The organism is Marixanthomonas ophiurae (assembly GCF_003413745.1).
Lineage (GTDB): Bacteria > Bacteroidota > Bacteroidia > Flavobacteriales > Flavobacteriaceae > Marixanthomonas > Marixanthomonas ophiurae.
The window spans coordinates 879,257-906,062 of record NZ_QVID01000001.1 but is presented as its reverse complement, the minus strand read 5'-3'; the positions used below and the strand labels follow the sequence as shown (position 1 = coordinate 906,062).

Genomic DNA, 26,806 nt, shown 5'->3' with positions numbered 1-26,806 from the left:
TTAAAAAGGTTTTTTTTCGTGTAAACGGTTTTGCCAATAAGACAATTGTAATTTATTAAAACTACATATTATGAAGCTAACCACTACCCCCCCCCCTCAATTTTTTAAAAGGGACTTTATTTCTATTTTTACTGTTTTCATCTTTTATACTTTTTTCACAAAAAAACCCTGACCCTCTAGATTGTGGTACAGAAGCAGCGCCAGGAGCCTATAAAAACGACAAGTTCTTTGGCAATAATCAAAAATTGGTGGACATACTTTTGGAAAACAAAGTAAATATCGATACCAATTATATGAAGAATGTAATGGAAGGAACCGCCAAAATGGTTATGGATCAAAGCAGGTTTTCCGCAGAAAGTTATAAAAGAAACATTCCCATCAAAGCTTGGATTTATAAAAATGACAATGGTGCCGGAAATATTTCAAACAGTCAAGTTTACAATGTTATTGACCAATTAAATTCTCTTTATGCATATGAAAGCAATATTAATTTCTACTTATTATGTGATATTAGTGAGGTAAATAACAGTAATTATGCAAATTATGGAGAACAATATTTTGATGATTACACGTTAAGCAACAAAACAACAGGTGCAATTAACGTGCATTTTGTTTTACATTCCGCTCCTCCCCCCAATAGGGAAATATGGGGAGGCAAAGCAAATTTTCCTTTCGAGCTTTTTCCAGGCATACCTGACCCAAGGGCATACACCTGCGCTGTAAGTATTGGAGGGTCTTCGTCTATATCAAAAACTTTAGGACACGAAATAGGGCATACATTAGGGCTCTTACACACCCAAGAAACCTCCCGTTCCAGTGAACATTATAACGAAAGTGCCGGTAATTGTTACCAAGAGGCTGTAAGCAGGTCTAAAAGACAGGGTGTTTTTTGTGTTAGTACGATTGATGATTTAAAATGTGAAATTAATGGCGATGCTTTATGTGATACACAAGCTGATCCTGGATTAAGAAAAATCGGAAGAGTCCCTGAATCTTATGTAGATTTTCCTTGTGATTATAATACCATGGATGGAGGTTCTGATAACTGGAATGATAATTGGACTCCTGATGTTACAAATATAATGAGCTATGCACCATCAAATTGTAGAAATTCTTTTTCTCCATTGCAAGTTGGAAAAATGTACGGTTACATTGGCGACATTGGCATTAATTATCCAAATTTTGAAATTACAGGCCCTTCAAGTATTTGCGCAGGGCAAACCGCTACTTATACTGTAAATACCTTGCCGGGTGTTACAGAGTATACTTGGGATCCACCGTATAATATGAATATTTTAAGCGGTCAAGGCACCAATACCCTTACTGTAGAGGCAGTCAGCGATTTTGGTGGTGTGATAAAAGTAACACCCAATTGTGGTACAAAGACAGCAAAATTTAGTGTTTTAGATATTTTTACCATTGATATTGACGGACTCGACCAAGCGTGCCCACTTTTTACTTATACATACACAGCACCTGATTTTCCATCTGTAAATTATGATTGGAGCGTAACCCATGGCTCTATTGTCTCGGGACAAGGGACTAATGAAGTAGATGTGGCATTAGCGGTTCATCCTTCAGACGAAACAATACTCGATTTAGAAGTAACTGGGCTCTGTGATGGCAGTGTATTTGGACAAAAAACAATTGTGCATGGAGATCCGCCACCACCAGCACAGCAATGTTTTTCGACACGTCCAAACAGTGAAAAAACAGAAACTGAAAAACATTCTGATTCAATACTCGCTATAGAAACTGGAAATAATGTAGTACTATCCAATGAAACGAATCTGCCTGTTAAATTTACTGGAGATTTGCAACTATATCCAAATCCAACATCAGGACGTATCACTATTGTGCCACCAGATCAAACCAAATATACATTGATTTTATATGATTTGTTGGGCCAAGTACTCTATAGACAAAAAAGATATAAAAAGGATACCTTTTCATTAAACATACAAAATTATTCCTCGGGTATCTATTTTGTAAAGCTTATTGGGCAAGAAAAATATTTCACTAAAAAATTAATCTTAAAAAAATAAAATTATGAAAGCATTACTATATTTAAGCAGCTTATTCCTGTTATTGTGTGCAGGCTGTAATAAAGACGAAAGCAATGATAGTGGAGGTATCCCTGCAGATTATTTTTTATATTTTGATATTTCAAAAGTAGACGGAAGTTTTTTTGAAAATGGAAGTGTTGAATTGTCAGATGAAATGAAAATGGAAAATGGTGAAATAGTTCCCACTGGCGAAATTATCCATTGGGTGCCAATGGGGAAAGTAGAGTATCTAGACGATATAGATAAAACTTTAACTGGCACGCAATGTGCAGGACAAAGTTGTCTAGGTGATTATATTGGATTCATTTTTTCTATGAGTCCGGAAAATATTGAATATGAGGAAGAAGATGCTTACGACATTAATAGATACTACTTGCTAAGATATCAAGGTGATGATACCGATACGCTTCGAATAAGAGAGCGTTTTTATACAAATCCACCATCGACTGATTTCACTTTTTTCCTTAATGGACAAGAGAAAGAAATTCTAGGTGAACCAACTAATTTTAGTCTGTTTAGCGCTAATTATATTACTATAGAGAAATAGCGGTCTTAATTTAAAAATCAACATCATGAAAACAGTATTTTATTTTAGCACCTTATTGGTATGCCTTTCTTTATTTGTTGCTTGTAACAAAGAAGAAAGTACAACACCTCAAAATGATCCAGACAATAAAGAACTCTATTTTCAATTTTTAATACAGGATGGCTCTTTATTTGAAAACAACGAAGTTAAAATTGGCCTTGTTCAGTCTAAAGAGGATGGCGAAATTACATATAGTACCGAAAACCCTGAATTGAGCAATTTAGGCAGGGTAAACACTTTTGATAATGAGATGGTTTTGTTCGGTCCCGAATGTCCTAATGACAATTGCCCGGAAAGTGAATATATTGCATTGGTTTATGGCCAAGGCTGGGAAAATGACGAAGTAAAGGAAGATGATAGTTGGACAAATGAAAGACAATATGTATTACAATATCCCAACGAAGAATTTGACACATTAAAAATAATAGATATTTTACAATCTAACTTCGAAAGAACTTTTGAGCTTTATATTAACGGAGAGTTAAAAGAGGTTAAAGACATTTTTGATGATTCAGATACAAGAACTTATATTACCATTCAAAAATAAATAGTCTTCATGCATTTTAGAAAAACCTCTCGGCTTTAAAAACTGAGGGGTTTATTTTTTTAGCATTTCCAAACCCAAAACCATATCTTTGTACTTTCAAAATTAGATAGAAACCTTAAAAAGATACCCGCTTTTGCGGGCATTAGATATGAGCAAACTTGTTATAGTTGGTACCGTTGCTTTCGACGCTATTGAAACGCCTTTTGGCAAAACCGATAAAATATTAGGTGGCGCCGCTACATATATAGGATTGGCTGCTAGTCAATTTAATGCCGATGGCGCCATTGTTTCAGTAGTTGGAGGTGATTTTCCAGAAGAATATATCGCTATGCTGAAAAACAATAATTTGGATGTTTCAGGACTTGAAATTATTAAGGAGGGAAAAACATTCTTTTGGAGTGGTAAATACCATAACGATATGAATTCCCGCGACACCTTGGCAACCGAGTTGAATGTATTGGAAAATTTCCAGCCAAAAGTACCTGAAAGCTATAAAGATGCTGAAGTAGTGATGTTAGGAAACTTGCACCCACTCGTCCAATTAAGCGTAATTGAGCAAATGGATTCGCCAAAATTAATAGTATTAGATACCATGAATTTTTGGATGGATCATGCGTTAGCCGAATTAAAACAAGTCATTGCTAAGGTAGATGTAATTACGATTAACGATGAAGAGGCTAGGCAATTAACCGGCGAATATTCATTGGTGGTTGCAGCTCAAAAAATAAGAGAGATGGGACCTAAATATGTGGTCATTAAAAAAGGGGAACACGGCGCATTATTATTTCATAATGAAGATGTCTTCTTTGCACCCGCATTACCATTAGAAGAAGTTTTTGACCCAACCGGAGCTGGAGATACCTTTGCAGGAGGATTTACAGGTTATTTGGCAAAAACCGCAGATTACAGTTTCGAAAATATGAAGAATGCCATTATTTATGGTTCGGCTTTAGCTTCCTTCTGTGTAGAAAAATTTGGAACAGAACGATTGGAGGGTCTCACAAAAAAAGAAGTACATCAGCGCTTGAAACAATTTCAAAGCCTAACACAATTTGATATAGAATTAACATAATAACGCGCCCTGAATTTTCGGGGCGTTTTTAATTGAACTAATTTTTTAGAAAAATGAGCGACGCGTTAAAACACGAATGTGGAATAGCAATGGTACGATTGCTGAAACCGCTTGAATATTATAAGGAGAAATACGGAACTGCATTTTATGGGGTAAATAAAATGTACTTGATGATGGAAAAACAGCATAACCGTGGTCAAGATGGTGCTGGTTTTGCTAGTATTAAACTCGACGTAGATCCTGGAGAGCGTTATATAAGCCGAGTACGATCTAATAAATCGCAGCCTATACAGGATATTTTTGCTCAAATTAACGGTCGTATAAATGAGGAGTTTATAAGACACCCAGAATACAAAAATGATGTCGCCGCCCAAAAAAAGAACATCCCTTACATTGGCGAATTACTTTTAGGTCACGTTCGGTATGGAACTTTCGGTATTAACAGCGTGGAAAACGTACATCCTTTCCTTCGCCAGAACAACTGGATGCACCGTAATTTAATTATTGCTGGTAATTTCAATATGACGAATACTACCGAACAGTTCAATAATTTGATTAAACTTGGAATGCACCCTAAAGAAAAGGCTGATACCATTACTGTAATGGAAAAAATAGGTCATTTTCTAGACGAAGGTGTTCGCAAGCTTTATAAAAAATCAAAAAAGGCAGGGTTAAACAAAATGGAAGCTTCCCCCTTTATTGCTGAAAATCTAAAGATTGAAAAAATACTTAAAAAGTCGGCTAGAGATTGGGATGGTGGTTATGCCATGGCCGGAATGTTGGGTCACGGTGACGGTTTTGTGTTACGCGATCCTGCAGGAATACGTCCAGCTTATTACTACAAAGACGATGAAGTGATAGTTGTCGCTTCAGAAAGACCGGCAATTCAGACCGTATTTAATGTGGCGTTTGAAGATATTAAAGAAGTAGAACCTGGACACGCTATTATCTTGAAAAAAGATGGTAGTTTTTCAGAAAAAAAGATATTAGAACCTCTAGAGCGTAAATCTTGTTCGTTTGAGCGAATTTATTTTTCCCGCGGAAGCGATGCTGAAATTTATGAAGAGCGAAAAGAATTAGGGCGTTTAGTTATGCCAAAGGTTTTAAAAGAAATAAATCATGATACCGAAAATACCGTATTTTCTTTTATTCCAAATACAGCTGAAACATCCTTCTATGGGATGCTTGACGCTGCCCAAAACGAACTGAACAAGCAGAAAAATGAAGCCATTTTAGAAGAAGAAGGTAATTTAACCACTGAAAGGCTTCAGCAAATACAACGACATAAAATTCGCACCGAAAAAATTGCGATTAAAGATGTAAAACTGCGAACTTTTATTACCGAAGATAGCAGTCGTGATGACTTAGTTGCCCACGTATACGACGTCACCTACGGGGTTGTTAAACCAACGGACAATCTAGTTATTATTGATGATAGTATTGTACGCGGGACAACACTTAAAAAGAGTATCTTAAAGATGCTGGATCGATTAAACCCGAAGCAAATCGTCGTGGTTTCATCTGCTCCGCAAATTCGATATCCAGATTGTTATGGTATCGATATGGCACGTTTGGAAGGTTTAGTTGCATTTCAAGCAGCATTGGCTTTACATAAAGAACGCGGTACGTATGATGTTGTTGAAGAAATTTACCATAAATGTAAAGAGCAACTACATGTAGAAGATAAGGATGTAGTGAATCACGTGAAAGATCTATATGCTCCATTTAGCGATCAAGAGATCTCAGATAAGATTGCTGATATTATTAGTGATAATAACATTAATGCTGATGTAAAATTGATTTTTCAATCGGTAGATGACCTGCACAAAGCTTGTCCTAAGAATTTAGGTGACTGGTATTTTACAGGTAATTACCCAACAAATGGCGGAAAGCGAGTGGTTAACAAAGCTTACGTTCATTTTTACGAAGGAAACCCAGAAAGAGCGTATTAAACTGTTAAAAAACAGTGTAAATAACTATTATTGAACACTTAATCGAGTTTATAAAACAGTTCATCCAAAAGTAGGAAAAGCCTTATTGCAGAACTGAAAATTTGATATATATTTGAATTATACCATAGCATAAGTAGGTTAAGTTTATGGTAAGATTTGGGGCAAAAAAAGGTGAACACTTGTTCACCTTTTTTTATGCGCTAAATTGTGGGGTGGTGAGTAACAGAAAAGACTCCATTCCTGTTGAACGGATTTTATTACGAGTCGTTTCCCATCTTCCAATGACAATTGTTTATCTTTTTTTTTAATTAAATTTCGGTTGGTGAGAGCTAATTAAAACTTCACCTTTAAATAAAAAAAGCAAGTGATTTAAAACCACTTGCTTTGTTGATCGATGTTTTATAAAGGTTTAAATCCTTAACATTCTATGATAAGTTGAATTGCAATTAGAGCCAAACCTGACCATATAATTTTTAAAAAGAGTAAAGATATTTTTGGATGTAGAATCATCCACTTCGGTTAATGCGTGTTCAATATCTTGAAATTTACTATCTAACGTGTCAAGGTTTTTAACCAAATACCGTTTCTTCCTTTTATGGATTGATTTTTTACCATTCTTTTTCTTTCCAGATATTTCTTGGACAGAATATTTTACTTTCAGTATATAATATTTGTTTTCATCATTACTCATAATACATTCATTTTTATCACACCCAAATATATGAAAAATTTAATTACTTAACGTTAAATTTACATTGACATAACATTGGATTAACATTTAAAAGCTGTTTATCAAGCAAATAGCAAAAAATATGAATTTTTAATAAATCATTCACATGTTTTCCCTTTTTTGAAGGAAAACACTTATCAAAAAACCCTCTTTATCGAAAATAAAAGCTATTGGTCTAAAAAATAAATATTGAAATACTTTATTGTATATATTTGAATCATACCATAGCATAAGTAGGTTAAGTTCATGGTAGATTTGGGGCAAAAAAAGGCGAACACTTGTTCGCCTTTTTTTATGCGCCAAATCTAAATGGAGTGGCAAGCTATAGACAAAACTTGAATCACAAGAAGAAAATTTAAAGCGAGCCGTTTCATATTTCTCCATGAACACTTATCCGCCTTTTTTTATGCCATAAACCTAAATGGGGTAGCGAGTAACCGAAAAAACTTCATTCCCTGCTGAACAAACTTTAGTGCGAGCCGCTTTTCTTCTTTCAAACATCTTATCCGCTTTTTTATGTATAAATCTGATAGTCATTTCGACGGCAGGAGAAATACCACCCGCTTTTAACTCTCTGCTTTTCTATTTAAAAAAAAGTTTTTAGTCAAACACGATTCTTCGTCCTTTAACTAAAAAGTCATAAACAAAAAAACCCCACCGTTTCCAGTGGGATTTCCTTTCTAATCTATAAGCTTCTACTTATTTATTCTGCTCGTATCGTTTAGAAACTTCATCCCAATTGATCACATTAAAAAATGCATTTACGTAATCAGGTCTGCGGTTTTGGTAATTTAGGTAATACGCGTGTTCCCAAACATCTAACCCAAGAATTGGTGTTCCGCCACAGCCTACTCCAGGCATTAATGGATTGTCTTGGTTAGGGGTAGAGCAAACCTCCACTTTACCCCCTTCATGAACACAAAGCCAAGCCCATCCTGATCCGAATTGAGTTTTCGCTGCTGTAGAAAATTTCTCTTTAAAATCTTCAAAGCTTCCATATGCACTATTAATTGCTTCGGCTAATGCTCCTGAGGGTTTTCCACCACCATTTGGTGACATTACTTCCCAGAACAATCGGTGATTGTAGAAACCACCACCATTGTTACGGACAGCCTTATCGTCCATATCAAGATTATTCAAAATATTCTCGATTGTTTTTCCATCTTGATCAGTTCCTTCAATGGCTGCGTTCAATTTGTTGGTGTATCCGTTGTGGTGTTTATCATGATGGATTTCCATCGTTTTTGCGTCAATATGTGGTTCTAATGCATCAAAAGCATACTGTAATTTCGGTAACTCAAAAGCCATAATTATATCTTTTTTAGTTGTTTATATTTTTTTGTTATGTTCATTATCAAAGGTACGCAGAAGATGACGTAAAAAATGTTATAAAATTTATAAGATTTTATAACCATATAAATTATATTGATAATTTGTGTAGATAAAAGCACAATTTGCTACTTTTAAACAAAAACAGCTTGAAAACAACCTCGCCTTTTACCATTTATAACGCTGCCGCAGGAAGTGGGAAGACTTTCACCCTTGTAAAAGAATATTTAAGCTCGTTACTGCTTTCAAAAAATGAAGGAAGCTATAAAAATTTGTTAGCAATAACCTTTACCAACAAAGCGGTTGCTGAAATGAAACAACGTATTGTTTTAAATTTAGTTGAATTTTCAAAGGAAACTTCAGTTACCAACCCGCCGGATATGATGACACTTCTCGCTGCTGAAACCGGGATGAACCTCGAAACTATTCAAACAACTTCAAAAGCAATTGTAAAACATTTACTACATCATTATTCGGCGTTTAGTGTAGAAACAATTGATCGTTTTAACCACCAATTATTACGAACCTTTGCACGTGATTTGAAACTTTCTTCAAATTTTGAAGTGAGTCTGGATGTAGATCAATTATTGGCAGAAGCCGTGGATCAATTGATAAGCAAAGCAGGCGACGATAAAAAGATTACTAATATCCTATTGGATTTCGCACTTGAAAAAACCGATGATGATAAATCGTGGGATATTGCTCGCGACATTACCAAAGCTTCTTCGCTACTTTTTTCTGAGAATGAATCTAATCAAGTTGGAAAGCTGAAGCAACGATCCCTCGATGACTTTCTTTCGTTTAAAAAGCAATTGCTGAAACAACAGAAAAAACTTTCAGGAAACATCATTCAAGTTGCCTCCATTACACTAAAAACAATTGCCGACAATGGGTTAGACGAAAGCCACTTTAGTGGCAAATACTTATACAGCTATTTTGTAAAGCTTTCTGAAGGAAATTTTGATGTTCCCTATGGAGCCAAATGGCAAGAAACTTTAGGAGATAAACCATTGTATCCAGGACGTGTAAAAGCACCCGAAAGCAGCATTATGGACGGATTGACTCCAGAATTGGTTTCTGCTTTTTCAACGAGTAAAAAATTGGTGTTTCAGCTTCACTTAATCAATTCCATAGTAAAAAATCTTACGCCGCTTTCCGTGATAAACTTGGTTCAGCAAGAAATAGAAGCCATTAAGGAAGAGAAAAACATCTTACCTATTTCAGAGTTTAATTCCATCATTAATAAAGAAATAAAAAACCAGCCAGCACCTTTTATTTATGAACGACTGGGCGAAAAATACCGTCATTATTTTATTGATGAGTTTCAAGACACTTCCGAATTGCAATGGGAAAACTTAATTCCATTGATTGAAAATGCGTTATCACAACAAGTAGCAGATGAAGAAGTAGGTTCGTTATTATTGGTAGGCGATGCCAAACAATCTATCTATCGTTGGCGAGGCGGCAAACCCGAACAGTTTATGGATTTGTATGGTGGCAAAACTCCTTTTGCTGTCTCAAAAGCCGAGGTAGAAACCTTAGACACCAATTATAGGAGTTACAAAGAGATTATTACGTTCAATAATTCATTTTTTACGTTTGTTTCAAAATACTTCGGTGATTCCGGTCATACGCATTTATATGAAATAGGTAATAAACAAAAGCATACTAAAAAAGAAGGTGGCTATGTTCAGATTGAATTTATTGAAAAACAATCGGCTGCAGAAAAGGAAGAAACTTACGCAAAATTGGTGTTACAAACCATACAGGATTTAAAAGACAGTGGTTATCAAGAACAAGACATCTGTATTTTAACGCGCCGTAAAAAAGAGGGAATTGCGCTGGGTTCTTGGCTTATGGAAAACGGAATTTCAATTGTTTCTTCTGAAACATTATTACTACAATCTTCGCCATTGGTTCAAGGATTAATGCAAACGCTTATCTATTCTTTACAACCTGAAAATGAAGAAGCAAAAATAAATATGCTTGATTTTATACACGAGTTTCTTGCCATTTCAGAAGAAAAACATACATTTTTCATCCAGTTTTTAAACGAATCTGCTGAAGAAGTAACGCAAACCTTACAGCAATACGAAATCGATTTTAACCCCAATTTCATACATTCAGTTTCCTTATATGAGGCGTTTGAATATTGCATTCGTCAATTTAAATTAGAGCCAAATGCCGATGCCTATCTCTTCGGATTCATGGATTTAGTGTATGAGTTTGAACAACAACCCTTGGCTTCAAAAACTGCTTTTTTGGAGTATTGGGATGCCAAAAAAGAAAAAGCCTCTGTCGCCGCGGCCGAAACTACCGGAGCGGTACGATTAATGACTATTCATAAAGCAAAAGGACTCGAATTTCCTATCGTGATATTCCCGTTTGCTGAAACCGATTTGTATAAAGAAATAGAACCTAAAACTTGGTTTAAAGCCCCTGAAAATAATTTTGGTTTTGAAGAGGCTTTAATAAACTTTAATAGTAGTGTAGCAGAATTTGGTGAACAAGGCGCTAAAATTTATGCCGAACGCAGAAACACGTTAGAACTCGACAACTTAAACCTGCTCTACGTAACCCTAACAAGGGCGGTAGAACAACTCTATATTTTTTCTGAAAAGCCAAGTAAGGTAAAGGATCAGCCAAAGAATTTTAATCAACTGTTTGTGGAATACCTTAAACATGAGCAACAATGGAACGATGGCCAATTGTTGTATCAATTTGGTAATAAAGCCACCAAAAAAGTTAAAAAAGAACGTTCTATAACGAATACGGTAGCGCCTACATATATTAACAGTTCGCCGTCAAGTCGTAACTTAAAAATTGTTACTAAAGAAGCATTGCTTTGGGATACCGAAACCGAAGCTGCCATTTTAAGCGGAAACCTCTTCCACGATACGATGGCTGAAATTAAATATGAAAGCGATGCTTCGGAAATATTAGACAATATAAAAAAACGAGCGATTGTTTCAGAAAGTGATTTTAAAATTTTAAAAGAAGCGGTTGAAACTTTAATAAGTGATAAGAAGTTAAACCACTTATTTCAACCTTCAGAAAAAGTAGAAAACGAACGGGATTTAATGACTTCAGAAGGGAAAATATTACGTCCCGACCGATTGAATTTTCATCCCGACGGCAGCGTAAGTATTATAGATTATAAAACCGGAAGTCAATCTGAAAAACACAAGATTCAAATAAACCAATATGCAACAGCGCTTTCAGAAATGAATTTTAAGATTGCCGAAAAAATCTTGGTTTATACTTCAGAAAATGGCATACTTATAAATAAAGCCTAACTTTGTTACTCGAAAAAAAACAGACATTATGTACGGAAAGATTAAAGAACACCTGCAAGAAGAACTTCAGGAAATAAAAAACGACGGATTATTTAAAAAAGAGCGGATTATCACCTCTCCACAAGATGCCGCTATTAAAATTTCGACAGGCCAAGAGGTAATTAACTTCTGTGCCAACAATTATCTAGGGCTTTCTTCACACCCAGATGTTATACAAGCAGCCAAAGATGCGATGGATACCCACGGTTTTGGTATGTCGTCTGTTCGGTTTATTTGTGGAACGCAAGACATTCATAAAGAACTGGAACAAAAAATAGCCGATTTCTACCAAACAGAAGACACTATACTATATGCAGCTTGTTTTGATGCAAACGGGGGTGTTTTTGAACCGTTATTGACCAAGGAAGATGCGATCATCTCAGATTCACTAAACCACGCTTCTATTATTGACGGCGTTCGTTTATGTAAAGCTGCTCGGTATCGATACCAAAACAGCAATATGGATGAGCTAGAAGAGCAATTAATTAAAGCTAATGAAAATGGTGCACGTTTTAAGATTATCGTTACCGACGGTGTATTTTCTATGGATGGTTTAGTAGCACCATTAGATAAAATCTGTGATTTAGCAGATAAGTATGACGCATTGGTTATGATCGATGAATGTCACGCTACAGGCTTTATAGGTAAAACAGGCCGTGGAACCTTAGAAGAAAAAGGAGTTATGGATCGTGTAGATATAATAACGGGTACATTAGGTAAAGCTTTAGGTGGCGCTATGGGCGGTTATACTACTGGAAAAAAAGAAATTATTGAAATGCTTCGCCAGCGATCGCGTCCGTATTTATTTTCAAATTCATTAGCTCCGGCAATTGTTGGAGCCTCTATTAAGGTGTTTGACATGCTAGATACCGACACCACATTAAGAGATCGTTTACAGGAAAACACCACATACTTTAAAAAAGGCATAAAAAAAGCAGGTTTTGATATAATTGATGGTGATTCTGCCATTGTTCCTGTCATGTTATATGATGCAAAATTATCGCAAGATATGGCCGATATGTTACTAGAAGAAGGCATATACGTTATCGGATTTTTCTACCCTGTAGTACCAAAAGAGAAAGCAAGAATCAGGGTTCAATTATCTGCCGCTCATACAAATGAGCAATTAGACAAAGCTATAGCCGCCTTCATTAAAGTAGGTAAAAAACTAGATATTATTAAGACTGAATAAAATAAATTTGCGAGCAAAAGGCTTTGTATTTATGAAAAATTTAATAGATTTGACTTTGTTTATAAGTTATAACAACTTACTTTTGCTCTAATTAACACTTAAAAATTAAACAATCGAATATGAAACATCTTAACAGTTTATTAGTTGCTGCCATCCTATTTATGGGTATTGGCGTAGCGAACGCACAAGACGAAAACAACCCTTGGGCTTTTGAGATTGGTGTCAATGCTGTTGACGTCTTTCCCGTTGGCCTCGAGGACGGCCAATCAGCTTCCAACTCTATGAGAGGAGAGCTTTTTGAAGAATTTTACAATGTAAACGATCACTGGAACATCTTACCTTCAGTATCTAAAATTGCAATCAGCAGATATGTTGGTAGTGGTTTTACTTTTTCTGCTGTAGGTTCTATTAACAGAATAGATAAAGTAGGTGATGTAAGTGTAGACGATTTAAGTTACTACGCTGCTGATGGTGAAATTAGATATAGCTTCAGAGACCTTATCAACGGTCCTGGTGGATGGTTTGACCCATCTATTGGTGTTGGTGGTGGTTACACTTGGGTTGATGATATCGGCTTTGGAACCGCTAACGGTTTAGCGAGCGTTAAAATCTGGTTTGCTGAAAACATAGCATTAAACCTACAAACAACTTATAAGCATGCATTTGAAGATGATTACGGAGTAAAGCATTTCCAACATTCTGCTGGTATTGTGTTTAAGTTCGGTGGAAAAGACACTGACGGCGACGGAATCTACGACCAAGATGATGAATGTCCAGAAACTCCTGGTCTTCCAGAATTCAACGGTTGTCCTGATACTGACGGTGATGGAATCGAAGACAGAAACGATGCTTGTCCAGAAACTGCTGGTTTAGCTGAGTTTAACGGTTGTCCTGATACTGATGGTGATGGAATCGCTGATCCACAAGATGCTTGTCCTACTGTAGCTGGTTTAGCTGAATTAAACGGTTGTCCAGATGCTGACGGTGACGGAATTGCTGATGGAGACGATGAGTGTCCAAACGAAGCTGGTCCTGCTGCTAATAACGGTTGTCCTTTCGAAGATAGAGATGGCGACGGTGTATTAGATAAAGATGACCAATGTCCTGACGTTGCTGGTACTGTTGCAAACAACGGTTGTCCAGAAGTAACTGTAGAAGTAATTAAAGAAATCAACGAGTACTCTAAAACAATCTTGTTTGATTACAACAAATCTTCTATCCGTCAAGAGTCTTATAGTGCACTACAGAGTATTGCAGATATTATGAAAGAATATCCAAACACTGTATTCCACATTGGAGGACACACAGATAGTAGAGGTAGTGATTCTTACAACTTGAAGCTTTCTAAAGAAAGAGCAGCTTCTGTAAAAGATTACTTAACTACAATCGGAATGCCATCTAACAGATTAACTTCTGAAGGTTATGGTGAAGAGAAACCAGTTGCTACAAACAATACTGCTGCTGGAAGACAACAAAACAGACGTGTTGAAATCTCTCTTAACAAAAACAGAGATAACTAAACGATAATGAACTAATGTTCATTAAATAAATAGCAGAAACGCCTCCGTAAATCGGGGGCGTTTCTTATTTTTAGGGTATGCAAACATTTTTGGAAGAAACCCTAATTAGCTTAAAAAGTAAACACGAAGACCTCTCAGGTCTTACACTTATTCTTCCCAGTAAACGTGCTGGTAGTTTTCTTAAAAACTACTTGAGTAAGTACTCGAAAACAACCTCTTTTCTACCCCATATAATTAGTATTGAAGAATTTATAGAAACCGTTTCAGGAATTTCTATATTAGATAGCACAGAACTCCTCTTTAAGAGCTATCAGGTTTATTTAAATACCGATTCATTTTCAGAAAAAGAAAATTTTGAAAATTACAATGCTTGGGCAATTACCTTACTAAATGATTTTAATGAAATTGATCGCTATTTAGTGAATCCAAAAGACTTCTTCACCTATTTAGGAAGCATAAAAACCATGGAGCGGTGGAACTTGAAAGAAGAGAAAACCGAACTTATAGAGAAATATCTTCAATTTTGGAATAGTCTATTAGAACTATATACCAATTTAAAAGAAACACAACTTAAAGAATCAATAGCGTATCAAGGGTTGGTATACCGCATGGCTTCAGAAAAAATAGAAGCTTATAAAAATACATATCCTGATAAAAAACACGTTTTTATAGGGTTTAATGCGCTTAACTCAGCCGAGCAGCACATTATCCAACAATTATTACAAACTGGCAATACAGAAGTATATTGGGACGCTGATAAAACCTTTGTTAACGATACCAAACACAGCGCCTCTCTTTTTATACGACGATATTTCAAAAACTGGCCGTATTTTGAAAAGAACAAACCACTGGGCACTTCCAATCATTTTAAACAGCAGAAAGATATTCGTTTCATTGAAGTGCAGAAAAATATAGGACAGGCAAAATATGTAGGCGAACTATTAGCCTCTTATTCAAAGGAAAAACTCAATACTACCGCTGTGGTATTGGCCGATGAAAATTTGTTAATTCCAGTATTGCATTCATTACCAGACAATGTAGATTCTGTAAATGTCACGATGGGGACTGTGCTTAAAAATTTTCCAGCAACCTTATTTTTCGAACTCCTATTGTCACTTCATTCGGTTACTTCGGAAGCTTCAACCGAAACAGCAAAAGCAATTTACTATAAAGATGTTCTCTCGCTTATTAACCATCCGTTAGGAAATTCATTGTTAACTAACGCTCCTGTGATAGCATCAAAGATCAGTATTGAAAACAAAACACATCTCACTAGTAAAGATGTACTCCAGTTTTCAGATAAAGAAGACGCCGAAGTTGTATTGCTTTTATTTCAGGATTGGAACAATAGTAGCAAAACAGCCATTACTACCTGCTTAAAACTATTAAATAAACTGAAAAATAAATTTCAGGAAAACCCTATTGAACGTGTTGTTTTATACCAGTTATATCAGGTTTTCACTAAGATTGAAGCGTTGAGCACTTCATACTCCCATTTAGATTCCATAAAAACGGTTCAAGGTTTGTTTACCGAACTTATTGCAACTACATCGTTAGACTTTGAAGGCGATGCCTACGAAGGACTTCAGATAATGGGAGTTTTAGAAACTCGTGTCCTCGATTTTGAGACACTTATTGTTACCTCGGTAAATGAAGGTGTTTTACCCACTGGAAAATCAAACGCTTCTTTTATAACGTATGATTTAAAAAAGGAATTCAACCTTCCGCTTTATACCGAAAAGGATGCTATTTATACCTATCACTTTTACCACATGTTACAACGCGCAAAGGAGGTTACGCTGTTGTATAACAATCATTCTGAAGGCATAAATACAGGTGAAAAAAGCCGTTTTATTTTACAGTTAGAAATTGAAAAACAGGCCAACCATACGCTTTCAAAAACCGTTTTATCGCCAAAAATTACTCCGACGGTACAGACGTTGAAAACCATTAAGAAAACTGATACGGTCATGCAGCGCTTGCAGGATATAGCCGGTAAAGGCTTTTCTCCATCGGCGCTTACCAGTTACATTCGGAATCCGATTGATTTTTATTTTCAGAAAATATTGCGACTAAACGAAACCGAAGAAGTAGAAGAAACCGTTGCCGCCAATACGCTTGGTACTATCGTTCATGACACACTAGAGGAGTTTTATAAACCCCTACAAGGAACACTATTAACTTCGGAAATTTTAAAGTCTTTAAAATCGAAGACTGAGGAAGAAGTTGCCGCCCAATTTAAAAAAACTTTTAAAGGAGGAACCTTCAGCAAAGGCAAAAACCTCATCATTTTTGAAGTAGCGAAACGCTATATTGAAAATTTCATTAATCAAGAGATTTCAGAAATAGAAGCAGGGAATGAAATTAAAATTATTTCTATTGAAAACAATTTAGAGGTTGAAGTGTCCATTTCAGAATTATCGTTTCCCGTGAAAATAAAAGGTAAAGTGGATCGCGTGGACGAGTACAATGGACAATTGCGCATCGTTGATTATAAAACCGGAAAAGTAGCTCAAAACGATGTAGAATTAGTAGATTGGGAAGAGATAACATTAGATTACAAATACAGTAAAGTGTTTCAAGTGTTAGCATATGCGTTAATGATGAACAAAAAAATTCCTATTAACAATGCGGAAGCAGGTATTATTTCGTTTAAAAACCTGAGCAGCGGATTTTTAAAATTTGGAAAAAAAGAGAAAGCTGGAGCTCGCACGAAAGATCAAATTATTACGCAAAATACGCTGGACAGCTTTACTGTTGAATTAAAACGGTTGATCCTTGACATTTGTAACGCAGAGGAACCGTTTACCGAAAAAGAGATTGCATCATGATGATTGAACAAAACAACATATTGCATAGAGAAAATAAAAAGCCCATTGTGTACGATGTGTATTACAATGAAAATCAAAAACCTAAACCAGTAGTGATTTTCTGCCACGGTTATAAAGGTTTTAAAGATTGGGGAGCCTGGCATTTGGTTGCCGAAGCGTTTGCCAAAGCAGGTTTTTTCTTTATTAAATTCAATTTTTCGCATAATGGCGGTACGGTTGACGAACCTATTGACTTTCCAGACTTGGAGGCTTTTGCCGAAAACAATTATACCAAAGAATTAGACGACCTAGAAACAGTCATTGAGTATTTTGCAACGACCAAACATTATATGCTGGAAGCCGATGTAAAAAAAATATCGTTAGTTGGGCATAGTCGTGGCGGTGGGATTGTCTTGATAAAAGCTGAAGAAAACGATAAAGTAAAAAATATCGTCACCTGGGCTGGCGTGAGTGATTATAAAACCCGTTTTAAGGAAGGTACTGAAGATTTTAAGGAAAATGAAAACAGACTGACCATTCAACGAGCAGTAGAACATCTGGAAACCCCTCACCTTATTATACACGGAAGTGATGACCCAACGGTTTCAGTAAAAGAAGCAGAATCTATGCATAAGTGGAACCCAAAAAGCACACTAAAAATTATAGAAGATACCAACCATGTTTTTGGAGCGAAACATCCATGGAACGATGATAAAATGCCATCCGCTCTTAAGAAAGTTGTAAAAGCAACAATAGATTTTATAAAATAAAAAAACCACCGCGTTAACGGTGGTTTGTGGAGAATATCGGAGTCGAACCGATGACCTTTTGGCTGCCAGCCAAACGCTCTAGCCAACTGAGCTAATCCCCCAATTTAAAAGCGAAAATAATAATTTTTATTAATCTTGAACCTTTAAAATCAATAAACAATTAATTTTTTTATTAAATGATTCGAAAAGCAACCCTTTCTGATATTGATAAGATTATAACAATAACACGGGCGTGTGCCACTAAAATGATAGCTGAAAAAATCTATCAATGGAATGAAAAGTACCCTACATATGAAGCATTTGAAAACGATATTAAAAGAAATGAGCTTTATGTACTTACTTTTTCTGAAGAAATAATTGGTAGCGTCGTTGTTTCAACATTAAAAGATAAAGAATATAACGACATAACCTGGCTTACTGTAGATGGAAACAACTATTACATCCATCGATTGGCCATTCATCCAGAACATCAACATAAAGGATATGCCAAAAAATTAATGGATTTTGCTGAAACTACAGCTAAAGAAAAGGATGCGACTTCAATTCGATTGGACACATTTAGCCAAAACCCCCGAAACCAAAAATTTTATGAAGCTCGTGGCTATCAAAAACTAGAATCTATTTATTTTCCGAAGCAAAGCAAACATCCTTTTTATTGTTACGAGTTGGTCTTTTAAAATTTAGACTGCTATTTTTGCCAACTTAATTAGTTTGCTTTGAGCACAACGGTCAATTTTAAGAGCATCAATAAAATAGCAATTCCTGCCATCATCGCTGGGATTGCCGAGCCGCTTATTTCGTTAACCGATATTGCAATAATTGGTAATGTGGAAGAGCATTCGGTTGAAGCTTTGGCGGCGGCAGGTTTAGTGGGTTCTTTTTTATCCGCTATTATTTGGATAGTAGCACAAACAAAGACTGCAATTTCTGCTATTGTTTCACAGCATTTGGGAGCCAATAGGTTGCATGCCGTTAAAACCTTAATTCCGCAGGCCATTGGATTCAACTTTATATTGAGTCTTTTTATTTATGGTCTTACCGCTTTTTTTGCTGAAGCTATTTTTAGTTTGTACAATGCTGAAGGACTTATTCTAAGTTATTCGGCAGACTATTACCGAATTCGAGCCATCGGTTATCCGCTAACCTTGATTACGTTCGCTATTTTCGGAATTTTCCGAGGCTTGCAAAACACCTATTGGGCGATGAAATGTAGCCTTACTGGAGCGTTGGTAAATGTGGTTTTAGATTACTTGCTGGTGTATGGAGTAGAAGGCATTATTCCGCCACTGCATTTAAAAGGTGCTGCCTACGCTAGTTTAGCAGCACAAAGTGTGATGTTGCTAATGGCTTTGTGGTTTTTCTGGAAAAAAACCCCATTTCATTTAAAATTGAGTTTCAATATCAATCCACAGATGAAGCCTTTGATTTTAATGGCGGCTAATCTTTTTGTGCGTACGGCGGCATTAAATTTTGCTATTTATTTAGCCAACGCCTATGCAACCGATTACGGTAAAAACTACATCGCCGCCCAGAGTATTTTAATGAATATCTGGTTGTTTTTTAGCTTCTTTATCGACGGCTATGCCAATGCCGGTAATGCCATTGGCGGACGTTTATTAGGTGCAAAAGATTATAAATCCCTTTGGGTGTTGAGTAAGAAAATAAGTAAGTACGCCATTTTGATAGCGCTTATTTTAATGGGAGGTTGTGCGCTGGCGTATGACGAAATTGGACTGTTATTCAACAAAGAAGCAACCGTTCTGGTGTTGTTTAGTTCGGTATTTTGGATTGTTTTGTTAATGCAACCCATCAATGCTATTGCCTTTATGTTCGATGGAATTTTTAAGGGCTTGGGCGAAGCAAAATACCTTCGTAATTTATTATTGGTCGCTACCCTTTTAGGCTTTACGCCTGCGTTGCTTATTTCAGATTATTTTGGACTAAAACTACACGCTATATGGATTGCCTTTTTTGTATGGATGCTTATCAGGGCCGGCGGGTTGGTAATAAAATTCCGACGAAAATATTTGAATAAAGAAGTATAATCGTAATTTTACTAGAAAGAAAAAAAAAAATGGAAATTTTAGAATTTTTAGGCGGTCCCGGATTGTTTCTAATCCTTGCTATTCTTGTAGTAATCGTAGTTATTTACCAAAAATATAAAAAACGGTAATCGGTGGCATAAGTTCTTCCGAAGAAAAAATAGTTGTAGTCAAAACCACTACCTTTGCAACATAAAGTAAAAACATGAGCAAGATTCGAATTACCAAACAGTTTTCTTTTGAAACCGGACACGCCTTGTATGGTTACGACGGTAAATGCCGCAATGTGCACGGGCATAGTTATAAACTTTCCGTTACGGTAATTGGTACGCCAATTGATAATAACAATAACGTTAAATACGGAATGGTGATTGATTTTAGTGATCTTAAAAAGATTGTAAAAGAAGATATTGTCGATGTTTTTGATCATGCAACGGTATTTAATAAAAACACTCCGCACGTAGAACTAGCAAAAGAATTACAGGACAGAGACCACAATGTATTATTGGTCGATTACCAACCCACGAGTGAAATGATGGTGATTGATTTTGCTGAAAAAATTAAAAACAGATTACCCAACACCATACAACTGCATTCATTAAAATTGCAAGAAACCGCTACCAGCTACGCAGAGTGGTACGCTTCTGACAACTAACTTTACTGCAGACCCTGAGCGGAGTCGAAGGGTCTTTTATTATCTTTACCCACTATGCAACTACCAGAAGGCAAAAAAATTTACTTTTCTAGCGACAATCACTTAGGCGCTCCTACTGCTACCGAAAGCAAACCCCGGGAACAAAAATTTATCGCTTGGTTAGATGAAGCAAAAGAAGACGCAACTGCCATTTTTTTGCTAGGTGATTTATTCGATTTTTGGTTTGAATATAAAACGGTAGTCCCAAAAGGGTTTGTGCGGGTTTTAGGGAAGTTGGCTGAAATTCGAGACAGCGGTATTCCCATTCACTTTTTTGTGGGAAATCACGATCTTTGGATGCACGGTTATTTTGAAGAGGAACTAAACATTCCTGTATATCACGAACCCAAGGAGTTTGTCTTTAACAACACACGCTTTTTTATAGGTCATGGTGACGGAAAGGGTCCGGGTGATAAAGGTTACAAACGAATGAAAAAAATCTTTACCAATCCTTTTTTTAAATGGTTGTTCCGCTGGTTACATCCCGATATTGGAGTGCGCTTAGCACAACACCTTTCAGTAAAAAATAAATTGATTTCGGGCGACGAAGACCAAGAGTTTTTAGGTGAAGAAAACGAATGGTTGGCACAATATGCAAAACGTAAACTCGGAAACAAACATTACGATTATTTTGTGTTTGGTCACCGTCATTTACCGATGGAAATAAAAGTAGGTGAAAATTCAACCTACTTTAACCTTGGTGATTGGATTAATCATTATACCTACGGGGTTTTTGATGGTGAGAAGTTTGATTTGAAGGAGTTTAAATAAATTATTTATTCGCTTCATATTCCTTAACAATATCTCTGAACTCGTTACTACTAACAACCAATAAATCAAGCAATTGAAATTTATTTTCTTCTATTAAAAGAGCTTCTTCAATTTGTTTTGCAGCGCAATAATCTAAAAATAGATTTTTGTACTGCTTCGGAATTTTTAGCGTGTTTTCAAGTAAGGTTTCAGTAAAAAATTTATCTTTTTCAAAAAGTTGTATTAAGTCTATTTGGGTAGCGTATATAATCTTTTCCTCAGGTTTCTTTTTAAAAATGGAAATAACCAGCTTTACAAGAGCTAACAAATTTACACCACCTCCAGCGGGAGCCTTCCCATAATCAAAAGGATTGTTCTCAATATCATTTTCTATTTGTTTGCTTAAATCAGCATTATACTTTTCTACATCAAATTCTTTTTCTTCTCCGCTTAACAGCACCTCATCTAGTGTGTTTACTTTTTGCTTCAGTTCAACAATTAAAATCGTTCTATACTCGGCTAATGTGATGATTTTATCTTGGCTTTCATGAAACGAAGATTGAAATTGAAGGGTGTCGTTAACAGCAGCCTTAATTGTAAACGCACCATCTTCATTAGTTACAACAGCCGTTTTATTATTACTGTTAAAAACAGTAACGCCAGGTAGTACCGAAGTATCATCATAGACCCTTCCTGAAATTTCTTGTGATAAAAGAGAAGTTGAAAAGAATATAAGTCCAACAAAGAATAGTAGGTTTTTTAATGTTCTAAAAAGATGGGATTTTATATTCAAACTATTCTTTTATGTCTTTTAACCGAAGCTGCAAACTTACATTGCCTTGCCATTCGTTTTCATCGATTACGTAGGCTGCTTTAAACGAGATGCCTCCACAAGCAATCTCTTGTTTCTCTGCCATGCTAAAACCAATTCCCACAAATTGTGGTGAATTGCCTTGTTGTACCGTAATGCGTAAATGCGTTTTATCTTCGCCTACACATTTTCCCCAACCGGTGTCTTTTAGGCCTTGCGTCATAAATACAGGGGTCATATTTCCAGGGCCAAAAGGAGCGAACTGCTTTAAAAGACGATAAAATTTTGGAGTTATTTCAGTTAGATTGATTTCAGAAGCAATTTTTAATTCGGGTTGCAATAATTTGGGGTCAATGGTTTCTGAGACTACTTTTTCAAATTCCGCTTTAAATGCTTCAAAATCTTTTTCGTGCAGGGTTAATCCAGCTGCATATTTATGCCCCCCAAACTGCTCAATGTATTCTGAACAGCTTTCAAGTGCATTGTATACATCAAAACCTTTAACAGAACGCGCCGAAGCGGCCAGTTTTTCGCCGCTTTTGGTAAACACAAGCGTTGGGCGATAATAGGTTTCCGTTAATCGCGACGCTACAATACCGATGACGCCTTTATGCCAATCTTCTTGATATACCACGGTTGTAGTACGTTCTTCCTCCTTGTTTTCAATAATTTGAAGTAGGGCTTCTTCCGTAATGATTTTATCGGCTTCTCTCCTATCGGTATTAAATTGTTCAATTTCCGAAGCATATTCAGCAGCACGATTTAAATCAGTTTCAGTCAATAAAGTGACGGCGTGGTTGCCGTGTTTCATTCTTCCGGCGGCATTAATTCTGGGAGCGATTATAAAAACCACATCGGTAATCGTGAGCGTTTCTTTTTTTACTTGTTGTAAAATAGCTTGAAACCCAACTCTAGGATTGCTGTTAATGACTTTTAAGCCATAAAATGCTAACACTCTATTTTCCCCAGTGATAGGAACAATATCGGCTCCAATGGCTGTAGCCACCAAATCTAAATACAGCAACAAGTCATCGAGTTGCAGACCTCTTTTTTCTGAAAGTGCTTGGATCAGTTTAAAACCAACGCCACAACCACATAACTCTTTATAGGGATAGGAACAATCCTCTCGTTTGGGATCGAGAACAGCAACTGCTTTGGGAAGTTCAATACCCGGACGGTGGTGGTCGCAAATAACAAAATCTATATTTTTTTCGGAAGCATACGCTACTTTATCAATCGCTTTTATGCCACAGTCTAATGCAATAATTAATGAAAAGCCATTGTCTTCGGCAAAATCAATTCCTTTATATGAAACCCCGTAGCCTTCATCATAACGGTCCGGAATATATGTGGCTACATTGGGATAATAACTTTTTAGATACGAAGAAAGTAAGGCGACACTAGTGGTCCCATCTACATCGTAATCACCGTACACTAAAATGTTTTCTTCAGCAGCGATAGCTTGTTCAATTCTAGTTACCGCTTTGTCCATATCTTTCATCAAAAAAGGATCGTGAAGATTGCTCAATTGCGGACGAAAAAAATGCTTTGCTTCATCAAAGGTTTCAACTCCACGTTGAACCAATAAAGTGGCTATCATAGTATCGACACCTAATTCTTTTGAAAGATGATTGACGATTTCTTCAGAAGGTTTTGGTTGTATGGTCCAGCGCATAAAAGTTCTATTCTAAACAAGGGGAGAAACGTAAAATTAAACATTTCAAATTAAAATAGTTCCATCAAATAAGTTTCAATTTTGTAATTTCATACTCTGAATTTTTTAAAACCAAAACATGCCATTAGTTACCCCTCTATCTTCTGATCACGACAAAGAAACTCAAGAATTAGCTGAATTTTTCAATGAAACCCTCGGTTTTTGCCCCAACAGCGTATTGACTATGCAACGCAGACCAGCCATTAGTAAAGCATTTATAAACCTCAATAAAGCGGTAATGGCTAATGAAGGTAGCGTAACCTCAGCCTTAAAACGAATGATTGCTTGGGTAAGCAGTAATGCAACGGGATGTCGGTATTGTCAAGCACACGCCATTCGCGCTGCAGAACGCTACGGCGCCGAGCAAGAGCAATTGGATAACATTTGGGAATACAGAACGCATCCCGCTTTTTCGGAAGCTGAACGTGCGGCCTTAGATTTTTCATTAGCCGCTTCACAAGTACCGAATGCAGTAACTCAAGAAATTGAAAAACGCTTACACGAGCATTGGAATGATGGTGAAATTGTGGAAATGCTAGGTGTTATTTCTCTATTTGGCTACCTAAACCGTTGGAACGACTCCATGGGAACTTCTATTGAAGAAGGAGCTGTAGAAAGTGGTGAGCAGTATTTGGGCAAGCACGGTTGGGAAAAAGGGAAACACGTTTAGAAAGACTTATTTTTTTCCTTCCACAACAACAACTAATTCGCCTTTAGGAGGCTTGTTAGTAAAATGTTTCAATACTTCTTCCGCGGTACCGCGAACGGTTTCTTCGTGTAGTTTTGTTATTTCCCGGGATACGGAAACCTTTCTGTCTAGGCCAAAATATTCGGAAAAATGGGTTAAGGTTTTAATTAGTTTGTGTGGTGATTCGTAGAAAATCATCGTCCGGGTTTCTTCAGCTAAAAGGGTTAGCCGAGTTTGGCGGCCTTTTTTAACAGGTAGAAAGCCTTCAAATACAAATTTATCATTCGGCAATCCACTATTTACTAAAGCGGGAACAAATGCTGTGGCACCTGGCAGGCAATCTACTTCAAGACCAGCTTCTACACATGCTCGAGTTAATAAAAAACCAGGGTCGCTTATGGCGGGTGTTCCGGCGTCGCTAATTAAAGCAATGGTTTCACCACTTTTTATTCTGTTCACAATACCTTCCACCGTTTTATGCTCGTTGTGCATATGGTGCGAATGCATGTGTGTGTCAATTTCGTAATGTTTCAGTAATTTTCCGCTGGTGCGAGTATCTTCAGCTAAAATAAGATCGGCTTCTTTTAATACTTCAATTGCGCGGAAGGTAATATCTTTTAGATTCCCTATTGGTGTTGGAACGAGATAGAGTTTTCCCATAAAAAATTGAAAAAGGCTTAATTAAAATTTTTCTCTACTACCGTCATAAACCGTTCGGCATATTCATCTTTGTTAAGCCAATAATTGTAATCGGGTTTTATTTTTCCTTTAATGAAGTTTTCGGCTTCATCGAACGTTTTCATCGTGTTAATTTGCGATAATACTCGGGTATAATCGTTTGCATCATCATTAAATAAGTGTTTAATAAATGCCAAACGATCATTCAATCCTATTTGAAGACCCTTGTTTACCGATTCGTTTAAAGATCGCTGCCTTGCTTCTTTTGTATTAGCAAGTTCTGCTACTTTAACGGTATTAGTTGGTTTTTGAGGTTCTTGCCCATTGTCTTGTTTTTTCTCATCACTCGCTTTACGCTCAAAAGTGGGCATTTGTTGATATTGAGCCGCAAAATCTTCCAACTCATTTTTATCATTTTTCTGATACTTTTTCTTCGGAAGTATATCTTCAAGCAATTGATCCACCCGATCGGCTTCCTGTGGCATTTGGGCCACGATATCCTTTATTTTTTCCATTAAAGGCTCTACCAAATCTTCTTCATGTTGTGGCTGCGGAACCGGTTCGGGTTCTTTAAACCAGTTTTGTTCCCGGAAGCTTTTAGAGTCGAAAGACTCTTCTTCTTGGCCGGTATTAATCTGACTTTCCATATATTCTAGAATGGCCAGTTTTTCGTATAATTGTCCCACTATTTTTTTTACAGAAGTGGTGTTAAACTGTTTTTCTTCTTCTGAAAGTTTTTCTATCAATGCCTGTATCTGCTCCCTCAGCTTCTTCTTCATAACTTTTTAAAATGATGTGTTTTTACTGTATTTTGTTTTGTTAAATTTACGCATCCTATATGAAAACGTCAAGGATTTGCGTTTTATTCTAAAATTGAAGTATGTTTCTTGAAAATACCGTTAATCAAAAAGAACAATTTGGCTGGATTGAAGTTATTTGTGGCTCTATGTTTTCGGGAAAAACGGAAGAACTCATCCGCAGACTAAAACGTGCTAAGTTTGCACGACAAAGGGTAGAAATTTTTAAACCGACCATCGATATTCGGTACGACGAAGAAAAAGTAATTTCTCACGATAGCAACGAAATTCGGTCAACCCCAGTTCCGGCAGCGGCGAATATCCCTATGCTTGCCGATAATTGTGATGTTATTGGTATTGATGAAGCCCAGTTTTTTGATGATGAAATTGTACAAGTTTGTAACGATCTTGCCAATCGAGGGATTCGCGTCATTGTCGCCGGACTCGATATGGATTTTAAAGGAAACCCTTTTGGCCCGATGCCCAATTTAATGGCCACAGCAGAATATGTAACCAAAGTACACGCTGTTTGTACGCGTACCGGAAACCTTGCAAATTATAGTTTTAGAAAAGCTCAAAGTGACGATTTGGTACTTTTGGGAGAAAACGAAGAATACGAACCACTAAGCCGTGCAGCTTATTACAAAGCCGTTTTACGGGATAAAGTAAAAAAAATGGAGGTGAAAGATCCGCAACAAATACCGCCTAAAAAGCAAGCATAAT

Annotated in this window: 22 protein-coding genes and 1 tRNA gene; 16 read left to right on the top strand and 7 right to left on the bottom strand. The window is 36.5% G+C overall.

Going from position 1 to position 26,806, the window contains the following annotated elements; translation table 11 throughout:
- Positions 1–260 precede the first annotated feature (260 nt).
- From DZ858_RS04075 to DZ858_RS04055, 5 genes are all read left to right on the top strand, one after another.
- Positions 261–2,045 (top strand): T9SS type A sorting domain-containing protein, encoded by a 1,785-nt coding sequence (locus DZ858_RS04075; RefSeq protein WP_158548347.1) that lies wholly within the window; start codon positions 261–263, stop codon positions 2,043–2,045.
- A 4-nt stretch (positions 2,046–2,049) separates the two neighbouring features.
- Positions 2,050–2,613 carry a hypothetical protein gene (locus DZ858_RS04070; protein WP_117158255.1) on the top strand — a complete coding sequence of 188 codons (564 nt, stop codon included), beginning with the start codon at positions 2,050–2,052 and terminating at the stop codon, positions 2,611–2,613.
- A gap of 25 nt (positions 2,614–2,638) precedes the next feature.
- Positions 2,639–3,199 (top strand): hypothetical protein, encoded by a 561-nt coding sequence (locus DZ858_RS04065; protein WP_117158254.1) that lies wholly within the window; start codon positions 2,639–2,641, stop codon positions 3,197–3,199.
- A gap of 148 nt (positions 3,200–3,347) precedes the next feature.
- Positions 3,348–4,271, top strand: a complete 924-nt coding sequence (locus tag DZ858_RS04060; protein ID WP_117158253.1) for a PfkB family carbohydrate kinase — start codon at positions 3,348–3,350, stop codon at positions 4,269–4,271.
- A gap of 53 nt (positions 4,272–4,324) precedes the next feature.
- Positions 4,325–6,223 carry an amidophosphoribosyltransferase gene (locus DZ858_RS04055; protein WP_117158252.1) on the top strand — a complete coding sequence of 633 codons (1,899 nt, stop codon included), beginning with the start codon at positions 4,325–4,327 and terminating at the stop codon, positions 6,221–6,223.
- A gap of 409 nt (positions 6,224–6,632) precedes the next feature.
- Here DZ858_RS04055 and DZ858_RS04050 read toward each other — a convergent pair whose 3' ends face one another.
- Both DZ858_RS04050 and DZ858_RS04040 read right to left on the bottom strand, forming a co-directional pair.
- The gene (locus DZ858_RS04050) at positions 6,633–6,914 is read right to left on the bottom strand and encodes a hypothetical protein (protein ID WP_117158251.1); all 282 of its coding nucleotides are present in this window, start codon (positions 6,912–6,914) and stop codon (positions 6,633–6,635) included.
- Between the two features lie 738 nt (positions 6,915–7,652).
- Positions 7,653–8,261 carry a superoxide dismutase gene (locus DZ858_RS04040; protein ID WP_117158249.1) on the bottom strand — a complete coding sequence of 203 codons (609 nt, stop codon included), beginning with the start codon at positions 8,259–8,261 and terminating at the stop codon, positions 7,653–7,655.
- Between the two features lie 170 nt (positions 8,262–8,431).
- On the opposite strand from DZ858_RS04040, the gene DZ858_RS04035 reads away from it, so the two are divergent.
- The 5 genes from DZ858_RS04035 (at position 8,432) to DZ858_RS04015 (ending at position 17,909) form a co-directional block, all read left to right on the top strand.
- Complete coding sequence (locus tag DZ858_RS04035; RefSeq protein WP_158548346.1) at positions 8,432–11,578, top strand: UvrD-helicase domain-containing protein; 3,147 nt, start codon at positions 8,432–8,434, stop codon at positions 11,576–11,578.
- A 28-nt stretch (positions 11,579–11,606) separates the two neighbouring features.
- A complete protein-coding gene (gene kbl / locus DZ858_RS04030) occupies positions 11,607–12,809 on the top strand; it encodes a glycine C-acetyltransferase (RefSeq protein ID WP_117158247.1) in 1,203 nt (400 codons plus the stop codon).
- Positions 12,810–12,928: 119 nt separating this feature from the next.
- Complete coding sequence (locus tag DZ858_RS04025) at positions 12,929–14,329, top strand: OmpA family protein (RefSeq protein WP_117158246.1); 1,401 nt, start codon at positions 12,929–12,931, stop codon at positions 14,327–14,329.
- Between the two features lie 77 nt (positions 14,330–14,406).
- Positions 14,407–17,160: a PD-(D/E)XK nuclease family protein gene (locus DZ858_RS04020; protein WP_117158245.1), complete on the top strand. Its 2,754-nt coding sequence runs from the start codon at positions 14,407–14,409 to the stop codon at positions 17,158–17,160.
- Positions 17,157–17,909 carry an alpha/beta hydrolase family protein gene (locus tag DZ858_RS04015; protein ID WP_117158244.1) on the top strand — a complete coding sequence of 251 codons (753 nt, stop codon included), beginning with the start codon at positions 17,157–17,159 and terminating at the stop codon, positions 17,907–17,909. Before DZ858_RS04020 ends, DZ858_RS04015 begins: the two co-directional genes overlap by 4 nt.
- A 27-nt stretch (positions 17,910–17,936) precedes the next feature.
- Here DZ858_RS04015 and DZ858_RS04010 read toward each other — a convergent pair.
- Positions 17,937–18,010: transfer RNA gene (locus tag DZ858_RS04010), tRNA-Ala, on the bottom strand.
- 75 nt (positions 18,011–18,085) lie between these two features.
- On the opposite strand from DZ858_RS04010, the gene DZ858_RS04005 reads away from it, so the two are divergent.
- From DZ858_RS04005 to DZ858_RS03990, 4 genes are all read left to right on the top strand, one after another.
- On the top strand, positions 18,086–18,586 hold the full coding sequence (locus tag DZ858_RS04005; protein ID WP_117158243.1) for a GNAT family N-acetyltransferase: 501 nt from the start codon (positions 18,086–18,088) through the stop codon (positions 18,584–18,586).
- A gap of 39 nt (positions 18,587–18,625) precedes the next feature.
- A complete protein-coding gene (locus DZ858_RS04000; RefSeq protein ID WP_117158242.1) occupies positions 18,626–19,954 on the top strand; it encodes an MATE family efflux transporter in 1,329 nt (442 codons plus the stop codon).
- Positions 19,955–20,156: 202 nt separating this feature from the next.
- Positions 20,157–20,606, top strand: a complete 450-nt coding sequence (locus tag DZ858_RS03995) for a 6-pyruvoyl trahydropterin synthase family protein (protein ID WP_117158241.1) — start codon at positions 20,157–20,159, stop codon at positions 20,604–20,606.
- 54 nt (positions 20,607–20,660) lie between these two features.
- Positions 20,661–21,416, top strand: coding sequence for a UDP-2,3-diacylglucosamine diphosphatase (locus tag DZ858_RS03990; RefSeq protein ID WP_117158240.1), 756 nt, complete (start codon positions 20,661–20,663; stop codon positions 21,414–21,416).
- Between the two features lies 1 nt (position 21,417).
- On the opposite strand, the gene DZ858_RS03985 is transcribed toward DZ858_RS03990, so the two are convergent.
- Positions 21,418–22,188: a carboxypeptidase-like regulatory domain-containing protein gene (locus tag DZ858_RS03985; protein WP_117158239.1), complete on the bottom strand. Its 771-nt coding sequence runs from the start codon at positions 22,186–22,188 to the stop codon at positions 21,418–21,420.
- A gap of 1 nt (position 22,189) precedes the next feature.
- Positions 22,190–23,881, bottom strand: coding sequence for a single-stranded-DNA-specific exonuclease RecJ (recJ, locus tag DZ858_RS03980; protein ID WP_117158238.1), 1,692 nt, complete (start codon positions 23,879–23,881; stop codon positions 22,190–22,192).
- Positions 23,882–23,999: 118 nt separating this feature from the next.
- Between recJ and DZ858_RS03975 the strand changes: the two genes are divergently transcribed.
- Positions 24,000–24,590 (top strand): carboxymuconolactone decarboxylase family protein, encoded by a 591-nt coding sequence (locus tag DZ858_RS03975; RefSeq protein WP_117158237.1) that lies wholly within the window; start codon positions 24,000–24,002, stop codon positions 24,588–24,590.
- Positions 24,591–24,596: 6 nt separating this feature from the next.
- Here the strand turns inward: DZ858_RS03975 and rsmI are convergent, their stop codons facing one another.
- Together rsmI and DZ858_RS03965 are read right to left on the bottom strand one after the other, a co-directional pair.
- The gene (gene rsmI / locus DZ858_RS03970; RefSeq protein ID WP_117158236.1) at positions 24,597–25,268 is read right to left on the bottom strand and encodes a 16S rRNA (cytidine(1402)-2'-O)-methyltransferase; all 672 of its coding nucleotides are present in this window, start codon (positions 25,266–25,268) and stop codon (positions 24,597–24,599) included.
- 17 nt (positions 25,269–25,285) lie between these two features.
- Complete coding sequence (locus DZ858_RS03965) at positions 25,286–26,065, bottom strand: hypothetical protein (protein ID WP_117158235.1); 780 nt, start codon at positions 26,063–26,065, stop codon at positions 25,286–25,288.
- 101 nt (positions 26,066–26,166) lie between these two features.
- On the opposite strand from DZ858_RS03965, the gene DZ858_RS03960 reads away from it, so the two are divergent.
- Complete coding sequence (locus DZ858_RS03960; protein WP_117158234.1) at positions 26,167–26,805, top strand: thymidine kinase; 639 nt, start codon at positions 26,167–26,169, stop codon at positions 26,803–26,805.
- Position 26,806 lies beyond the last annotated feature (1 nt).